The sequence below is a fragment of the Rhodovarius crocodyli genome (assembly GCF_004005855.1).
Classification (GTDB): Bacteria; Pseudomonadota; Alphaproteobacteria; order Acetobacterales; family Acetobacteraceae; genus Rhodovarius; species Rhodovarius crocodyli.
The window spans coordinates 443,228-459,502 of record NZ_SACL01000001.1 but is presented as its reverse complement, the minus strand read 5'-3'; the positions used below and the strand labels follow the sequence as shown (position 1 = coordinate 459,502).

The 16,275-nt window shown below is 69.5% G+C and carries 15 protein-coding genes; 14 read left to right on the top strand and 1 reads right to left on the bottom strand.

The features are described 5' to 3' along the window. Positions 1-29: 29 nt before the first annotated feature. The 10 genes from EOD42_RS02170 (at position 30) to EOD42_RS02125 (ending at position 10,125) form a co-directional block, all read left to right on the top strand. On the top strand, positions 30-401 hold the full coding sequence (locus EOD42_RS02170; protein WP_127785474.1) for a DUF2946 family protein: 372 nt from the start codon (positions 30-32) through the stop codon (positions 399-401). A gap of 78 nt (positions 402-479) precedes the next feature. After that, complete coding sequence (locus tag EOD42_RS02165) at positions 480-2,543, top strand: TonB-dependent receptor family protein (protein WP_127785472.1); 2,064 nt, start codon at positions 480-482, stop codon at positions 2,541-2,543. A gap of 3 nt (positions 2,544-2,546) precedes the next feature. Beyond that, positions 2,547-3,026: a YcnI family copper-binding membrane protein gene (locus EOD42_RS02160; RefSeq protein WP_127785470.1), complete on the top strand. Its 480-nt coding sequence runs from the start codon at positions 2,547-2,549 to the stop codon at positions 3,024-3,026. Continuing rightward, positions 3,023-3,346, top strand: coding sequence for a hypothetical protein (locus tag EOD42_RS02155; protein WP_127785468.1), 324 nt, complete (start codon positions 3,023-3,025; stop codon positions 3,344-3,346). Before EOD42_RS02160 ends, EOD42_RS02155 begins: the two co-directional genes overlap by 4 nt. Before the next feature lie 12 nt (positions 3,347-3,358). Then, positions 3,359-3,796: a copper chaperone PCu(A)C gene (locus EOD42_RS02150; protein ID WP_127785466.1), complete on the top strand. Its 438-nt coding sequence runs from the start codon at positions 3,359-3,361 to the stop codon at positions 3,794-3,796. A gap of 70 nt (positions 3,797-3,866) precedes the next feature. Further along, complete coding sequence (locus tag EOD42_RS02145) at positions 3,867-5,708, top strand: extracellular solute-binding protein (RefSeq protein ID WP_127785464.1); 1,842 nt, start codon at positions 3,867-3,869, stop codon at positions 5,706-5,708. A gap of 6 nt (positions 5,709-5,714) precedes the next feature. Then, a complete protein-coding gene (locus tag EOD42_RS02140; protein ID WP_127785462.1) occupies positions 5,715-6,803 on the top strand; it encodes a microcin C ABC transporter permease YejB in 1,089 nt (362 codons plus the stop codon). Next, complete coding sequence (locus tag EOD42_RS02135; RefSeq protein WP_127785460.1) at positions 6,804-7,523, top strand: DUF3891 family protein; 720 nt, start codon at positions 6,804-6,806, stop codon at positions 7,521-7,523. Then, positions 7,520-8,551, top strand: coding sequence for an ABC transporter permease (locus EOD42_RS02130; protein ID WP_127785458.1), 1,032 nt, complete (start codon positions 7,520-7,522; stop codon positions 8,549-8,551). Before EOD42_RS02135 ends, EOD42_RS02130 begins: the two co-directional genes overlap by 4 nt. Continuing rightward, positions 8,551-10,125, top strand: a complete 1,575-nt coding sequence (locus EOD42_RS02125) for an ABC transporter ATP-binding protein (RefSeq protein WP_127785456.1) — start codon at positions 8,551-8,553, stop codon at positions 10,123-10,125. The genes EOD42_RS02130 and EOD42_RS02125 overlap by 1 nt, the downstream gene beginning before the upstream one ends. On the opposite strand, the gene atzD is transcribed toward EOD42_RS02125, so the two are convergent. Next, positions 10,122-11,201, bottom strand: coding sequence for a cyanuric acid amidohydrolase (atzD, locus tag EOD42_RS02120; protein ID WP_127785454.1), 1,080 nt, complete (start codon positions 11,199-11,201; stop codon positions 10,122-10,124). The two genes, EOD42_RS02125 and atzD, sit on opposite strands and share 4 nt — an antisense overlap. Positions 11,202-11,309: 108 nt before the next feature. Here atzD and tkt point away from each other — a divergent pair, with 108 nt between their 5' ends. The 4 genes from tkt (at position 11,310) to EOD42_RS02100 (ending at position 16,237) form a co-directional block, all read left to right on the top strand. Next, positions 11,310-13,349, top strand: coding sequence for a transketolase (gene tkt, locus EOD42_RS02115; RefSeq protein ID WP_240654782.1), 2,040 nt, complete (start codon positions 11,310-11,312; stop codon positions 13,347-13,349). A 13-nt stretch (positions 13,350-13,362) separates the two neighbouring features. Continuing rightward, the gene (gene gap, locus EOD42_RS02110; RefSeq protein ID WP_127785453.1) at positions 13,363-14,382 is read left to right on the top strand and encodes a type I glyceraldehyde-3-phosphate dehydrogenase; all 1,020 of its coding nucleotides are present in this window, start codon (positions 13,363-13,365) and stop codon (positions 14,380-14,382) included. Positions 14,383-14,429: 47 nt separating this feature from the next. Further along, positions 14,430-14,969, top strand: a complete 540-nt coding sequence (locus EOD42_RS02105; protein ID WP_127785451.1) for an NMCC_0638 family (lipo)protein — start codon at positions 14,430-14,432, stop codon at positions 14,967-14,969. A 77-nt stretch (positions 14,970-15,046) separates the two neighbouring features. Next, positions 15,047-16,237, top strand: coding sequence for a phosphoglycerate kinase (locus EOD42_RS02100; RefSeq protein ID WP_127785449.1), 1,191 nt, complete (start codon positions 15,047-15,049; stop codon positions 16,235-16,237). Positions 16,238-16,275 lie beyond the last annotated feature (38 nt).

The following is a 16,275-nucleotide window of genomic DNA, read 5'->3' as shown; positions in this document are numbered from 1 at the left end:
GCCCCGCCGCATCCCGCTAACAAGGCGGAATGAGGCGCACCCCGCTCCCTCTCGCGCGGCTGCTGGCACTGGTGCTTCTGCTCCAGGCCGTGCTGGCGCCTGCGCTGTGCATCGGGGCGATCAACGCCAACACGCTGCATGGCGTGATCTGCGGGCCTGACAGTTCCGGCCGCAGCATCTCCATCGCGCTGGGCGACCCTGACGACGCGGCCCAGGCGATGCACGGCTTCTGCCCGCTCTGCGCCGCGCTGCCCGCCGTGGCGGACCTGCCGGCGCCCGTGCTGCCGCGCCCGGCCTGGATCCGCCTGGGCATCGCCTGGGTGGCTGCCCCGGCCCATGCGCTGCCGGCGCAGGCGCGCGCCCCCCCGGCCCAACCCAGGGCCCCACCTTCCATCGGCTGAACACCGCTCACCGCGCGATCGCCGCCCTTTCCGGGGTGGGCGGCGCGCCAGTTCAGTCCTGTTGGAAACGCACACACCATGTCCATGCTCAAGCGCGCGCTGCTGGCCGCGCCACTGCCATTCGCGCTGGCTTCCGGCGCTTTCGCCCAGACCGCCATTCCCGCGCTGGAAGTCACCGCCCCCGCCCCCAGCCTGACGAACTATGGCGCGGTGGAGGACAACACCACCGCCCGGCTGCGCCTGTGGTCCAGCCCTGGCAACAACACCGTGGTTCCCGCGCAGGAATTCCAGGAGATCGCCGGCGGGACCGGCGTGCGGGAAATCTTCGAGAATACGCCGGGCGTGTTTGCCCAACCGAAATGGGGGCAGGATTCGCGCATCTCGATCCGCGGCTCGGGCCTGGCCCGCAACAACCACATCCGGGGCATCCGCTTCTATCAGGACGGCATTCCGCTCAACCAGGCCGATGGCAGCGGCGACCTGGCGGAGATCGACCCCCTCGCCTACCAGCGGGCCGAGGTCTATCGCGGCGGCAATGCCTTCTGGCTGGGCGCGAACACGCTGGGCGGCGCGGTCAATTTCGTGACCAACACCGGGTCCTCGGCGCGCGGCTTCTCGGCGCGGGCAGAGGGCGGCAGCTACGGGTTCGCGCGCGGGCAACTGGCCTATGGCGGCGTGTTCGGGCCGGTGGATGCCTATGTCAGCTATACCAACGCCTACGATGACGGGTTCCGCCGGCACAGCTCCGGCCAGCAGCGGCGGCTGAACGCCAATGTGCTGTACCGCTGGAACGATCAGGTCGAGACACGGGTTGTCTTCGGCTACAACAACATCTGGCAGGAAATCCCCGGCGCGGTGTCGCGTCAGGCAGCGCTGCGGGCGCCGAAGCGGCCGCTGGCGAACAATGAGGCGCTCAACTACCAGCGCAATGTCGAAAGCTACCGCTTCGGCACCATCACCTCGATCCGCCCGGCCGAGGGCGTGCGCTTCGAGGTCGGCGCCAGCCTGGTCGACCGCCACCTGAACCATCCGATCTTCCAGGTGCTGGACAACCACACGGTGGATTGGGTGCTGTTCGCGCGCGGCGCGGTCGAGACCTCCATCCTCGGCCTGCGCAACGTCACCACCTTCGGCGTGAACTACACCGAGGGCACGATCAACGACCGCCGCTTCGTCAATGTCTATGGCAGTCGCGGCGCGCAGACCTATGCCGCCGAGAACAGCGCCCGCACGGCGGACGGCTTCTTCGAGAACACGCTATATGTGCTGCCGAACCTGGGCCTGGTGGCCGGGCTGCAGGCCGGTTCCGCCTATCGCTCCAGCCGCAACCTGCTGACGCCGGCTTCCAGCGGCTCGGGCAACTGGGATTGGGTGAACCCGCGTTTCGGCGTGCTGTACCAGATCACGCCGCAGGCCCAGGCCTATGCCAACGTCACCTGGTCCACCGAGGCACCGACCATCACCGACCTGACCGGCATCCTGCCGCTGGGCGGCGGCTTCTCGGGCCTCAAGGCGCAGCGGGCGGCGACGGTGGAGCTGGGCTCGCGCGGCAGCTACGGCGCCGTCAACTGGGAGGTGGCGGCCTATCACTCCTGGCTGCGGGATGAGATCCAGCTGCTGGCGGGCCCGACCTCCGGCAGCAGCTACGCGCAGAATGCCGGGCGCACCATCCATCGCGGCATCGAGCTGGGGCTGGGCGCCACGCTGGGGCGCGGCGTGCTGAGCGAGAACGACACGCTGTCCGGCCGCGTGACCTACACCTACAGCGATTTCCAGTTCGACGGCGACCGGACCTACCGCAACAACCAGCTGCCGGGCGTGCCGCGCCACGTGCTGCGCGGTGAGCTGCGCTATCGCCATGCCAGCGGCTTCTGGATCGCGCCGAACGTCGATGTGGTGCCGGAGGGCTTCTACGCCGACAACGCCAACACCCTGCGCAGCAATCCCTATGCGCTGTTCGGCCTGCGGGCCGGGGCGGATCTGCTCGACGGCCGGGTGGGGGTATTCCTCGATGCCCGCAACCTGGGCGACCGCCGCTACATCTCCTCCGCCTCCGTCACCACGCTGGCATCACCCACATCCGCGCTGTTCGAGGCCGGCTATGGCCGGACCATCTATGCCGGCGTGCAGGTAAGGTACTGAACCATGTGGAAATATCTTCTTCCCCTGATCGTCGCCCTGCCGGCGCAGGCCCATGTCGTGATGGATGCGGCGGAACTGCCCGCCGCGACCTACCAGCGCATCGCCTTCCGCGTGGGCCACGGCTGCGCGGGGGCCGCGACCACGGGCATCGAGATCCGCCTTCCCGAGGGCGTGGTGCAGGCCCGGCCCATGGTGAAGCCGGGCTGGACCATCGCCATCACGACCCGCGCGCTGGAACGCCCGACCTCGACCGGCCACGGCCTGACGCGTGAGGCGCCGGCCACCATCACCTGGCAGGGCGGCCCGCTGCCCGATGCCCATTACGACGAGTTCGTGCTGATGATCCGCACGCCTGACGCGCCGGGCGCCAGCCTGGCCTTTCCGGTCGTGCAGCTGTGCGAGGGCGGCGCCCGCCATGACTGGGTGGAACCCGCCGGCAGCCGCAGCCCCGCCCCCATCCTGCGGATAGGAAACCGCCCATGAAGCGCCTGCCCATGAAGCGTCTGCTGGCCCTGGCCCTGCTGCTCTCCGTCCCGGCCGCCGCCTGCGACCCGGAGGAGATGGACCGTGCCATGACCGAGGTCTGCGCCGCCGGAATCTCGGCCGCGCAGGAGGCGCTGGACGCCGCCACCCCCCATGCCCGAGAGGGGGAGATGGCGCCCATGACCGCCCGGCTGCATGATCTGCGCCAGCAATGCGCCGCCGGTGACCCCATGAAGGCCGCCGCCGACACCGTCCGCCTGGCCCGTGCCGCCGCCCGTATCGAGGCCCGCGGCGACCGCCCGGCCAATGCCAGTTTCTGAAAGGACCACACCATGACCACTCGCCGCCTGCTGCTGGGCGCCACCTTGCTGGCCCCCCTCGCCGCCCAGGCTCAGACCCCCGCCGTGACGGTGGAAAGCCCCTGGACCCGCGCCGCGCGCGCGGGCGGGCAGGGCGCGGGCTTCCTGACCCTGCGCAGCGCCGCCGGTGACCGCCTGCTCTCCGCTTCCTCGCCCGCCGCGAACCGGGTGGAACTGCACACCCACATGCGCGACGGGGACGTGATGCGCATGCGCCCGGTGGAGAACATCGAGCTGCCGGCCGGCACCGCCGTGACTCTGCAGCCGGGCGGGAACCACCTGATGTTCATCGGGCTGAAGCAGCCCTTCGAGCAGGGCGCCCAGGTGCCGGTGACGCTGGTGTTCGAGCGCGCGGGCAGCATCACCGTGCAATTGCCGGTGCAGGGGGCGGGCGCGCGGCACAGCCACTGAGCCGCGCGAAAGTGGAGGGATTTCCATCCGGCGGTTGCGCCCGCCGCCGGGAAAGGCCAATTCTTCCAGCATGAAACGCCGTGCCCTGCTCGCGACACCCCTGGTTGCCCCGTTGGCTGCCCCGTTGGCCACCCCAGCCCTGGCGCAGGGCGGGACGGCACCACGGCGGGTGCACGCGATCTCCCTGCAGGGTGACCCGGCCCTGCCTGCGGACTTCCCGCACTGGCCCTGGGTGAACCCCGCGGCGCCCTCGGGCGGCGATGTCACCTTCGGGGCCGTGGGCAGCTTCGACAGCTTCAACCCCTATATCCTGCGCGGCGCGCCGGCGGCGGGTTCCAGCCTGCTCTACGACACGCTCACCTCCTCCTCCCAGGATGAGGCCAGCACGGAATACGCCCATCTGGCCGCCGTGATCGAGCTGCCGGCCGACGGGCTGGGCGTGACCTATGAGCTGCGGCCCGAGGCTCGCTGGCATGATGGCCGCGCCATCACCGCCGCCGATGTCGTCTGGACCTTCGAGACGCTGGTGCGCCAGGGCCGGCCCTTCTACCGCGCCTATTGGGGCGATGTGGAATCGGTGCGCGCCGAGGGCGAGCGCCGCGTGGTCTACCGCTTCAAGAACAACGAGAACCGCGAGCTGGCCCAGGTGCTGGGCCAGATGCCCGTGCTGCCGAAGCACTGGTGGGAGGGCCGCGATTTCGCCCGCCCGCTGACGGAAATCCCGCTCGGCAGCGGCCCCTACCGGCTGGAGCGTTTCGAAAGCGGCCGTTCCGTCACCTATCGGCGCGTCGACGACTATTGGGCGCGCAACCTGGGCACGGCGAAGGGGCTCAACAACTTCGCCTCCATGCGGTTCGAGTATTTCCGCGACAGCACCGTGGCCTTTGAGGCCTTCAAGGCCGGCCAGGTGGACGCACGGCGCGAGAACGTGGCCCGCGACTGGGCCACGGGCTACGATTTCCCGGCCATGCGCCGGGGCCTTGTGAAGCGCGAGGCGATCCGCCACGAGATCCCGACCGGCATGCAGTCCTTCTCCTTCAACAACCGCCGGCCCATCTTCCAGGATGTGCGCGTGCGTGAGGCGCTGGTGCAGGTCTTCGACTTCGAATGGCTGAACGCCAACATCTTCTTCGGCAGCTACGCCCGCACCACCAGCTATTTCTCGAACAGCGAACTGGCCTCGAGCGGCGTGCCCGAGGGGCGTGAGCTTGAGATCCTGGCGCCCTTCCGCGCGCAACTGCCGGAGCGCCTGTTCACCGAACCCTTCCGCGTGCCGGTCACCGACGGTTCCGGCAACAACCGCGAGGGGCTGCGCCGTGCGCTGGACCTGCTGCGCCAGGCGGGCTGGACGGTGCGCGACCGCAAGCTGGTGAATGCCCAGGGCCAGCAGTTCCGCTTCGAGATCCTGCTGGACAGCCCCACCTTCGAGCGCGTGGCCCTGCCCTTCGTGCAATGGCTGCAGCGCCTGGGCATCGAGGCCAGCGTGCGCACGGTGGACCCCGCGCAGTACCGCGTGCGGATCGACGCCTTCGACTTCGACATGACCGTGGACGTGATGGGCCAGTCCCTGTCGCCGGGCAACGAGCAGCGGGACTATTTCAGCTGCGGCAAGGCCAATGAGCACGGCAGCCAGAACATTCCGGGCATCTGCACCCCCGTGATCGACGCGCTGGTGGAACAGGTGATCAACGCCCCCAGCCGCGAGGAGCTGCTGGTGCGCACCCATGCGCTGGACCGCGTGCTGCTGTGGGGCCACTACGTCATTCCCAACTGGCACAGCCGCGAGTTCCTGCTGGCCTGGTGGGACCGCTTCGGCAAGCCGGAGCGCAACCCGCGCTACGGGCTGGGCTTCCCGTCCGCCTGGTGGGTCGATGCGGCCAAGGACAGGGCGCTGCAGGAAGCCCGGCGGTAATTCCGGGTGGGCGCCTATCTCCTTCGCCGGCTGGCCCTGCTGGTCCCGACACTGTTCGGGATCATCCTGATCAATTTCGCGGTCGCGCAATTCGCGCCGGGCGGGCCTGTGGAACAGGCCATCCAGGAGCTGCGCGGCCAGGGCCAGACCATGGGCCGGCTGACCGGCGAGGGCGGGGGCGAGGTGCGGCGCCCGACCGGCAACAACGAGAACAGCGGCTATCGCGGCGCCCGGGGCCTGGACCCCGCCGTGATCCGCGAGATCGAGCGCACCTTCGGCTTCGACAAGCCTGCCCATGTGCGCTTCTGGGAGATGCTGAAGGGCTATCTGCGCTTCGACCTGGGCCGCTCGCTGTTCCGGGACCGCCCGGTCTGGGACCTGGTGTGGGAGAAGATGCCGGTCTCCATCTCACTGGGGCTGTGGTCCACGCTCATCATCTATCTGGTGTCCATCCCGCTCGGCATCCGCAAGGCGGTGCATGATGGGTCGAAGTTCGATCTCTGGACTTCGGCGGTGGTGCTGGTGGGCTATGCCATTCCGGGCTTCCTGTTCGCGGTGCTGCTGGTCGTGCTGTTCGCCGGCGGCAGCTTCTTCCAGTGGTTTCCGCTGCGCGGGCTGTTGAGCTCCGGCGCCGAGGACTGGCCCTGGTGGCAGCAGGCGCTGGACTATGCCTGGCACATGGTGCTGCCCACCGTGGCGCTGGTGATCGGCGGCTTCGCGGGGCTGACCATGCTGACCAAGAACTCCTTCATGGAGGAGATCGGCAAGCAGTATGTCCAGACCGCCCGCGCCAAGGGCGCGACGGAACACCGCGTGCTGTACGGCCATGTGTTCCGCAACGCGATGCTGATCATCATCGCGGGCTTTCCCGCGGCCTTCATCGGCATCCTGTTCACCGGCGCGCTGCTGGTGGAGATCATCTTCTCGCTGGACGGCCTCGGCCTGCTGGGCTTCGAGGCGGCGATCCGGCGCGATTATCCGCTGATGTTCGGCACGCTGTATTTCTTCACGCTCATGGGGCTGCTGATGCAGATCGTCAGCGACTTCACCTACACGCTGGTGGACCCGCGTATAGATTTCGAAGGGCGGCGCTGAATGATTTTGTGGCCCCAACCCGACGGCAGCACCCTGGCCACCCCGCAGCCCGCCCATGCCGTGATGGCGGGCGCGCTGATGGCGAACCTGGCCGAACGGCCGGAACCCTTCTCCCATGTCGTGAACGCCGCCGTGCAGCACGATGTCGCCTGGCAGGGCTGGGAACAGGCGCCGCAATTCGATGCCTCGACCGGGCTGCCGCGCGCCTTCAACGCCGTGCCCGGCTTCCAGCACGTGCCGATGTGGGAGAACGGGGTGCGCCTCGCCCTGGCCAATTGGGGGCTGTGGGCGGGGCTGCTGGTCCTGCGCCATGGCAGCCACATCTACCGCATGGGCATCCTGCGTGACCCCAGCCCGGAATCGACGGCGGCCCTGCTGGGCTACATCGCGCGCGAAAGCGTCTGGGGCGCCGAGATCATGCAGAAGCTGGGCGTGACGGAGGAGCAGGTGGCGCCCCTGTCGCTGAACCTGGCCATGGTGGATGCGATCGCGCTCGGCCTGTGCTGGGGCAAGCAGAGCTTCCCCTGCGGCGGGCCGACCCTGACGCGCGTGTCGCCCTTCCATGCCGTGCTGGACCCCTGGCCGCTGGCGGTGCCCGAATTCACCGTCTCCTGCGAGGCGCTGCGCCTGCGCGGCCCCTATGCCGATGCCGAGGCGATGCGGGCGGCGTTGGCGGATGCCCCGCGTGAGACCCTCAGCTTCCGGCTGACGCCCGCATGACGCTTTCCCCGCTGACGCGCCGCCGCCTGCAGAACTTCCGCGCCAACCGGCGGGGCTGGTGGTCCATGTGGATCTTCCTGGCGCTGTTCGCCGTGACACTCTGCGCCGAGGTGGTGGCCAATGACCGCCCGCTGGTCGCGCGGGTCGACGGCAACTGGCTGTTCCCGGTCGCGGTGAACTATGCCGAGAGCGACGTCCTGCCCGACGGCCTGCCCACCGATGCGGACTGGCATGACCCCGAGCTGCAGCGCCAGGTGGCGGAGCACGGCTGGGCGCTGTGGCCGCCCATTCGGTATTCCTACGCGACGGTGGTTCGGGACCTGGGGCGCCCGGCGCCGAGCCCGCCCAGCGCCCGCAACTGGCTGGGCACGGACGACCAGGCGCGTGATGTCGCGGCCCGGGTGATCTACGGCTTCCGCATCTCGGTGCTGTTCGGCTTCACGCTCACCATCATCGCCAGCGCCATCGGCATCGCGGCGGGCGCCGTCCAGGGCTATTACGGCGGCACGACGGATCTGCTGTTCCAGCGCTTCATCGAGATCTGGTCCGGCATGCCGCAGCTGTTCCTGCTGATCATCCTGTCCAGCGTGATCCAGCCGGGGTTCTGGACGCTGCTGGTCTTCCTGCTGATCTTTTCGTGGATGAGCCTGACCGGGGTGGTCCGCGCGGAGTTCCTGCGCGGGCGCAACCTGGACTATGTGCGCGCGGCCCGGGCGCTGGGCGTGGGGGACCGTTCCATCATGTTCCGCCACATCCTGCCCAACGCCATGGTGGCCACGCTGACCTTCCTGCCCTTCACGCTGTCCGGCTCCGTCACGGCGCTGGCCTCGTTGGACTTTCTGGGCTTCGGCCTGCCGCCGGGGTCGCCCTCGCTGGGTGAGCTGCTGAACCAGGGCAAGAACAACCTGCAGGCGCCCTGGCTGGCCTTCACCGGCTTCGTGGTGCTGGGCGGCGTGCTGTCCCTGCTGACCTTCGTGGGCGAGGCCGTGCGTGACGCCTTCGACCCCCGCAAGACAGGAGGGCTGTGATGACCCTGCTCTCGGTCGAGAACCTCTCCGTCGCTTTTCGCGGCCGCACCGTGGTGGAGGGCGTCTCCTTCACCGTCGAACCCGGTGAGGTGGTGGCGCTGGTCGGCGAATCCGGTTCGGGCAAATCCGTCACCGCGCTGTCCTGCCTGGGCCTGCTGCCGCAAGGCGGCAGCAACCCGCAGGGGCGCATCACCCTGGATGGGGTGGAGGTGCTGAAGGCCGATGGGGCCGCCCTGCGCCGCCTGCGCGGCGGCGTGGCCGGCATGGTGTTCCAGGAACCCATGACCAGCCTGAACCCGCTGCACAGCATCGGCCGCCAGGTCTCCGAAGCCATCACCTTGCATCGCGATGTCTCCGGCGCCGCGCTGGAGGCCGAGGTGAAGGCCGCCCTGACCCGCGCGGGCCTGCCGCAGCTGACGGACCGCCTCGGCGCCTTTCCGCACCAGCTGTCTGGCGGGCAGCGGCAGCGGGTGATGATCGCGGCGGCGCTGGCCAACAACCCGCGCCTGCTGATCGCGGATGAGCCTACCACGGCGCTGGACGTGACCATCCAGGCGCAGATCCTGGCCCTGCTGAAGCAGCTCAAATCCGAGCTGAACATGGCCATGCTGCTCATCACCCATGACCTGGGCATCGTCCGCCGCCAGGCCGACCGGGTGGTGGTGATGAAAGATGGCCGCGTGGTGGAGCAGGGCGTTGTCGCCGAGGTCTTCGCCAACCCGCAGCACCCCTATACCCGCATGCTGCTGGCCACTGAGCCCAGCGGCCGCCCGGAGCCGGTGCCCGCCGACGCCCCCGTGGTGATGCAGGCACGCGAGGTGGCGGTGCATTTCCCCATCAAGCGCGGGCTGCTGCGCCGGGTGGTGGGGCATGTGAAGGCGGTGGACGGCGTCTCGCTCGACCTGCGCGCCGGCGAGACACTCGGCATCGTGGGCGAATCGGGCAGCGGCAAGACCACGCTGGGCCTGGCGCTGCTGCGGCTGGAGGACAGCACCGGCGCCATCACGCTGGAGGGGCGCCAGACCCAGGGCCTGTCGCGCGCGGAGCTGCGCCCGCTGCGCTCACGCATGCAGATCGTGTTCCAGGACCCCTATGGCAGCCTGTCCCCCCGCATGTCCGCCGGGGAGATCATCGGCGAGGGGCTGGCCGTGCATGAGCCCGGCCTGTCGGCGGCGGCGCGCGAGGCCCGCGTGGTCGAGGCGCTGCGTGAGGTCGGCCTCTCACCCGAGATGGTGCATCGCTACCCGCATGAGTTCTCGGGCGGGCAGCGCCAGCGTATCGCCATCGCCCGCGCCCTGGTGCTGAAGCCGCGCCTGCTGGTGCTGGATGAACCCACCTCGGCGCTGGATGTCTCGGTGCAGGCGCAGGTGGTGGAACTGCTGCGCGGGCTGCAGGCGAAGCATGGGCTGGCCTATCTGTTCATCTCCCATGACCTGCGCGTGGTGCGCGCCATGGCGCACCGGATCATGGTGATGAAGGACGGGCGCATGGTGGAGGAAGGCGAGGCCGTGGCGCTGACCGCGACCCCGCGTGAGGAATATACCCAGCGCCTGATGCAGGCCGCTTTCCTCTAACGCCGCACGATCACGGCGACGGGCCCGCCGCCATCCGGCCCCTGGTGTTCCGCGCCGCCCGAGACGAACAGCTCCGTCCGGCCCACCGCCGCCGCGATCACGCCGCCCACCAGCGCGCGGGCATGGCGGGTGGCGTTGATGTCGCTGTCGTCGTTCATGATGTGGCGCGCGCCGCGGATGCGGCCGGTGGTGCTGGGTTCGGCCTTGGCCAGCACCGCCACCGCCTGTGCCTGCTGTGCCTCGGAAAGCTGGCCGGGGGCGCCGAGCCCGGCGGCGGCCAGCGCGCGCTGCACGGCGGGGAAGTCGATGCCATCCGCCATCACGTCATGGGCGATCGCCAAATCCCCGCCCCAGCCCGGGGCCATGCCCATCACCACCACCTCGTTCCGTGTCAGCTCCACCCCGGCCGAGGCGCTGGCGACGCCGGAGAACAGCGACCAGTCCTCACCCACCACGGCGTCCGACAGTGCGGCCTCGTCCACCTCGCCCAGCGCCAGCGCCACGCCCAGCGCCGAGGCACCGCGCGACAGGCCCATGGAGGCATAGGTGTCGGTGGTGGCCACGCTCTGCCCGCGCGCCGCGGCATCGGCCATGCGCTCATTGGTCAGCAGGGGGCATTTGACCTGCACATAATGGGCCCGGGTGATGCCGGCCTGGGCGATGGCCGCGCGCACGGCGGCAGCCGTCTCCCGGATCTGGGGCATGCGGCCCAGCTCCTCGGGCAGGAAGTCGCGGGTGAAGGCGCTGGCGATGGCCAGGGCGCCGCCCGGCGCGGGGGCCGCTGCCTCACCCACCGCGAACACGATCCAGTGTGGGGAAAGCCCGCCCTCCGTGCCGCCGGACATGACCAGGGCGACGTCGGCCGTGACCCCATGCCTGTGCAGCATCATCTCCAGCGACTGCACGGCGTAGGCGCGGGTGAAGTCGTTCACGCAGCCGTTGCCCTCGGTCTTGGCCAGGATGGCTACAACCTGGGCGGGAATCGCAGCCCCCGCCTCGAACAGTGCCTCGATGCCCGAGACATCGCCCGGATGGCGCATCGGCACACGGAAAACCTGGGCTGCGGGCACGGTCATGGGGCTCTCCTTCAATGATCACGCGGCTTTGCGGGTTTGTGGCACCAGCCATGTGGTTGCCCAAGGCCCATTGCGCCGCTACTAGAACCGCGCGCACCCGAGAGAGTGATGAATTTGGCCGCCTCCGACATCCCCTCTGACAACAGCGCCGCTCTGGCGGCCCAGGCCGTGCTGCTGGCCCGACCCGTGACCGAGGAACGCCGCATGGCCGATGCCATCCGGGTACTCGCCATGGATGCGGTCGAGAAAGCCAAGTCCGGCCACCCCGGCATGCCGATGGGCATGGCCGATGCCGCCACCGCCCTGTTCACGAAGGCCCTGAAGTTCGACGCCGCCGACCCGCGCTGGCCCGACCGGGACCGCTTCGTGCTGTCGGCCGGCCATGGGTCCATGCTGCTGTATTCCCTGCTGCACCTGACCGGCCATGCCGGCATGGGCATCGAGGACATCAAGAACTTCCGCCAGCTGCACAGCCCGACCGCCGGCCACCCCGAGTTCGGGGAGCACCCGGCCATTGAGATGACGACCGGCCCGCTGGGCCAGGGCATCTCCACCGCCGTGGGCATGGCGATGGCCGAGCGCATGCTGGCCGCGCGCTTCGGCAAGTCTCTGGTGGACCACCGCACCTGGGTCATCGCCTCCGACGGTGACCTGCAGGAAGGCATCAGCCACGAGGCCGCGTCGCTGGCGGGCCACTACAAGCTGAACAAGCTGTGCGTGCTGTGGGACGACAACCACATCTCGATCGACGGCGACACCGCCGTCTCCTTCACCGAGGACGTGCTGAAGCGCTTCCAGGCCTATGGCTGGGCGGTGAAGCGCATCGACGGGCATAACCCCGAGGAACTGGCCGGCGCGCTCGGCTGGGCGCAGCGCAGCAGCAAGCCCAGCATCATCGCCTGCCGCACCATCATCGGCTTCGCCGCGCCGAAGAAGGCCGGTACCGCCGGCAGCCATGGCGCGCCGCTGGGTGCCGAGGAAATCGCGGGCGTGCGCACGGCGCTGGGCTGGAACCACCCGCCCTTCGAGATCCCGGAGGGTATCAAGGCCCTGTGGGAGCAGGCCGGCAGCCGTGGCAGCGGCACCCGCCGTTCCTGGCTGAAGCGCCTGGCCAAGCACCCGATGCGCGCGGAGTTCGAGCGCGCCATGGCCGGCAAGCTGCCGGACAACTGGCAGGAGGCGCTGACCGCCCACCGCCAGAAGCTGGCCGAGACCAAGCCCAAGCTCGCCACCCGCGTGGCCAGCCAGCAGGCCCTGACCGCCCTGGTGCCGAACGTGCCGGAGATGGTGGGCGGTTCCGCCGACCTCACCGGTTCCAACAACACGGACGTGAAGGGCATCCCGCCCGTGCGTCCGGGCGATTTTTCCGGCCGCTATGTCCATTGGGGCGTGCGCGAGCACGGCATGGCCGCCGCGATGAACGGCATGGCGCTGCATGGCGGCATCATCCCGTATTCCGGCACCTTCCTGATCTTCTCGGATTACCTCCGTCCCTCCCTGCGCCTGGCGGCGCTGATGGGCACGCGGGTGATCCATGTCGGCACGCATGACAGCATCGGCCTGGGCGAGGATGGGCCGACCCACCAGCCCGTCGAGATCCTGCCCGCCCTGCGCGCCATTCCGAACCTGCATGTGTTCCGCCCGGCGGATGCCATGGAGACGGCCGAGTGCTGGGAACTGGCGCTGCGCCGCGCGGATGGCCCGTCCATCATGGCGCTGTCCCGCCAGGGCCTGCCGGCGTTGCGCGACGATGCCGGTGAGAACCGCTCCGCCCGCGGCGGCTATGTGCTGGCCGAGGCTTCGGGCCCGCGCCGCGCCACGCTGATCGCGACCGGCAGCGAGGTCTCGCTGGCCATGACCGCCCGCGCGACGCTGGAGGCCGAGGGCATTCCGACCGCCGTCGTCTCTCTGCCCTGCTGGGAGCTGTTCAACGCCCAGGCGCCCGAATACCGCGCCGAGGTGCTGGGCACCGCGCTGCGCGTCGGCATCGAGGCAGCTCTCGGCTTCGGCTGGGACAGCCTGCTGGGCCCCGATGGCGTGTTCATCGGCATGACCGGCTTCGGTGCCTCGGCCCCGGCCGAGACCCTGTACGAGCATTTCGGAATTACCCCCGCCGCGGTGGTCGCGGCGGTACAGAAACGACTCTGAGGAGAGACGGACTATGGCTGTGAAGGTTGCCATCAACGGCTTCGGCCGCATCGGTCGTCTGGTGCTGCGCGCGATGATCGAAAGCGGCCGCACCGATGTGGAATGCGTGGCCATCAACGATCTCGGCTCGGTCGAGGCGAATGCCCATCTGTTCAAGTATGACAGCGTTCACGGCCGCTTCGACGGCGAGGTGAAGGTCGAAGGCCAGACCATCACCATCACCCGCAACGGCCGCACCTATGGCCCAATCACCGTCAGCGCCCAGCGCGATCCGTCCCAGGTGCCGTTCCAGGGCGTGGACGTGGCGATGGAGTGCACGGGCATCTTCACCAGCCAGGAGAAGGCCGGCCAGCTGATCAAGGCCGGCGCCCGCAAGGTGCTGATCTCCGCCCCCGGCGACGATGCCGACGCGACCATCGTGTACGGCGTGAACCACAAGACGCTGACGGCGGACATGAAGATCGTGTCCAACGCGTCCTGCACCACCAACTGCCTGGCGCCGGTCGCGCATGTGCTGCACAGCAAGTGGGGCATCCTGCGCGGCTACATGGTCACCATCCATGCCTATACGGGTGACCAGAACACGGTGGACACCCTGCACAAGGACCTGCGCCGCGCCCGCGCCGCCGCCGTGTCCATGATCCCGACCAGCACCGGTGCGGCGAAGGCCGTGGGCCTGGTGCTGCCGGAGCTGAAGGGCAAGCTGGACGGCACCGCCATCCGCGTGCCGACGCCGAACGTGTCGCTGGTGTCGCTGGACGTGAACCTGGCGGTCGACGGCGTGACCAAGGAACAGGTGAACGCCGCGATGAAGGAGGCCTCCGAGGGCTACCTGAAGGGCATCCTGGGCTACGAGACCGAGCAGCTGGTGTCGATCGACTTCAACGGCAACACGCATTCCTCGACCTTCGACGCCACCCAGACCCAGAGCCTGGACGGCGGCAAGCTGATCCGCGTGATGAGCTGGTACGACAACGAGTGGGGCTTCTCGAACCGCATGTCCGACACGGCGGCGCTGTTCGGCAGCCTGTAAGACGGAAGGGGGCGGAAACGCCCCCTTTTCTTTTGGGGGGACTGGCGATGCGCCTGGGCCTGCTGCTCGTTTTGGTGCCCGTGGCGGCCTTGGCGCAGGGCACCCCCGAGAGCACCTCTGAACGGGGTGCCGCCACCTTCGTCACCCATTGCGTGCGCCATGCCGGGCGTCCGGACACGCTGCGGGACATGCTGGCCCGCACCGGCATCCGCCCGGTTCCGCCGGAATACGCCCAGCGCCTTTGGCGCGGCGTCATGCCGCCCACCGTCTACAATGTCTCCGTTCCCGATGCGGGCATGATCCTGGCGGTGGAGGAGAACGGCATCTGCACCCTGATCGTGCCGCGCGCCGATGCGGGCGCGGTCATCACCCAGCTCGAGGCACGGCTGCGCGAGGCGAACATCCGCTTCCAGATCGGAACGGTGGGCAACAGCCCGCATGTGCGGTCCCAGCAATTCCTGCTGGAGGCCGGGCGGCCTTACAGCGCGGTGGTCAACGGCAACACCGCGGGGCAATTGCAGACCATCCTGCAGCTGACGCCGCGGGCTACGCCTGCCCCGCAGGCACCGCGCGATCGCGCGACCTAGCCACCGCTGGCAGCCCCCCGGCGCGAATGCTACTGCCTTCTCACCAAGAAAATCCTCATTCCCGGATGGAAGAACCCATGGCCTTCAAGACCATCGATGCCCTGAACGCCCAAGGCGCGCGCGTGCTGCTGCGCGCCGACCTGAACCTGCCCGTGCGCGACGGTCGCATTACCGACCTGACCCGTATCGAGCGCCTGGCGCCGACCATTCGGGAATTGGTGGGCAAGGGCGCCAAGGTCATCGTGTGCAGCCACTTCGACCGCCCCAAGGGCCAGCGCGTGCCCGAGATGTCGCTGAAGCCCATGGCCACCGCTCTGTCCGAAGTGCTGGGCCAGCCCGTCGCCTTCGCCGATGACTGCGTGGGCCCGGATGCCGAGGCCGCCGTCGCCGCCATGAAGGACGGCGATGTGCTGGTGCTGGAGAACACCCGCTTCCATAAGGGCGAGGAAAAGAACGACCCGGCCCTGGCGCAGGGCCTGGCCAAGCTGGCCGATGCCTTCGTGAACGACGCGTTCTCGGCCGCCCACCGCGCCCATGCCAGCACCGAGGGTGTGGCCCGCATCCTGCCCGCCTATGCCGGCCGGCTGATGCAGGCCGAGCTGGAGGCGCTGGATGCGGCCCTCGGCAGCCCGCAGCGCCCGGTGGCGGCCATCGTGGGCGGTGCCAAGGTCTCCACCAAGCTGGACCTGCTGGGGAACCTGTCCGCCAAGGTGGATGTGCTGATCATCGGCGGTGCGATGGCCAACACCTTCCTGGCCGCGCAGGGTGCCGATGTCGGCAAGTCCCTGCAGGAAGCCGAGATGCACGACACCGCGCGCGAGATCCTGGAAAAGGCCAAGGCGCGCGGCTGCGAGGTGATCCTGCCGGTGGACCTGGTGGCCGCTGCCGAGTTCAAGGCGAATGCCGCCAACACCGTGGTGCCCGCCAACGCCGTGCCCGCCGGGCAGATGGCCCTCGATGTCGGCCCGGCCTCGGTCGCGGCGGTCATCGCCAAGCTGGCCGAGTGCAAGACGCTGGTGTGGAACGGCCCCTTCGGCGCCTTCGAGATCGAGCCCTTCGACAAGGCGACCGTCACGGTCGCGCAGGAAGTGGCGAAGCTGACCGAGGCCGGCAAGCTGGCCAGCATCGGCGGCGGCGGCGACACCGTCTCCGCCCTGCGCCATGCGGGTGTGGCCGAGCGCATGACCTATGTGTCGGCCGCCGGCGGTGCCTTCCTGGAGTGGCTGGAAGGCAAGGAACTGCCGGGCGTGGCCGCGCTGAACGCCTGAAGTACCGGGGGCGCTTGCGCCCCCAACCCCACCCACGC

Coding starts and splice junctions, on each gene's coding strand:
- EOD42_RS02170 (WP_127785474.1), top strand. CDS start 30: ATGAGGCGCACCCCGCTCCCTCTCGCGCGGCTGCTGGCACTGGTGCTT.
- EOD42_RS02165 (WP_127785472.1), top strand. CDS start 480: ATGTCCATGCTCAAGCGCGCGCTGCTGGCCGCGCCACTGCCATTCGCG.
- EOD42_RS02160 (WP_127785470.1), top strand. CDS start 2,547: ATGTGGAAATATCTTCTTCCCCTGATCGTCGCCCTGCCGGCGCAGGCC.
- EOD42_RS02155 (WP_127785468.1), top strand. CDS start 3,023: ATGAAGCGCCTGCCCATGAAGCGTCTGCTGGCCCTGGCCCTGCTGCTC.
- EOD42_RS02150 (WP_127785466.1), top strand. CDS start 3,359: ATGACCACTCGCCGCCTGCTGCTGGGCGCCACCTTGCTGGCCCCCCTC.
- EOD42_RS02145 (WP_127785464.1), top strand. CDS start 3,867: ATGAAACGCCGTGCCCTGCTCGCGACACCCCTGGTTGCCCCGTTGGCT.
- EOD42_RS02135 (WP_127785460.1), top strand. CDS start 6,804: ATGATTTTGTGGCCCCAACCCGACGGCAGCACCCTGGCCACCCCGCAG.
- EOD42_RS02130 (WP_127785458.1), top strand. CDS start 7,520: ATGACGCTTTCCCCGCTGACGCGCCGCCGCCTGCAGAACTTCCGCGCC.
- EOD42_RS02125 (WP_127785456.1), top strand. CDS start 8,551: ATGACCCTGCTCTCGGTCGAGAACCTCTCCGTCGCTTTTCGCGGCCGC.
- atzD (WP_127785454.1), bottom strand. CDS start 11,201: ATGACCGTGCCCGCAGCCCAGGTTTTCCGTGTGCCGATGCGCCATCCG.
- tkt (WP_240654782.1), top strand. CDS start 11,310: ATGAATTTGGCCGCCTCCGACATCCCCTCTGACAACAGCGCCGCTCTG.
- gap (WP_127785453.1), top strand. CDS start 13,363: ATGGCTGTGAAGGTTGCCATCAACGGCTTCGGCCGCATCGGTCGTCTG.
- EOD42_RS02105 (WP_127785451.1), top strand. CDS start 14,430: ATGCGCCTGGGCCTGCTGCTCGTTTTGGTGCCCGTGGCGGCCTTGGCG.
- EOD42_RS02100 (WP_127785449.1), top strand. CDS start 15,047: ATGGCCTTCAAGACCATCGATGCCCTGAACGCCCAAGGCGCGCGCGTG.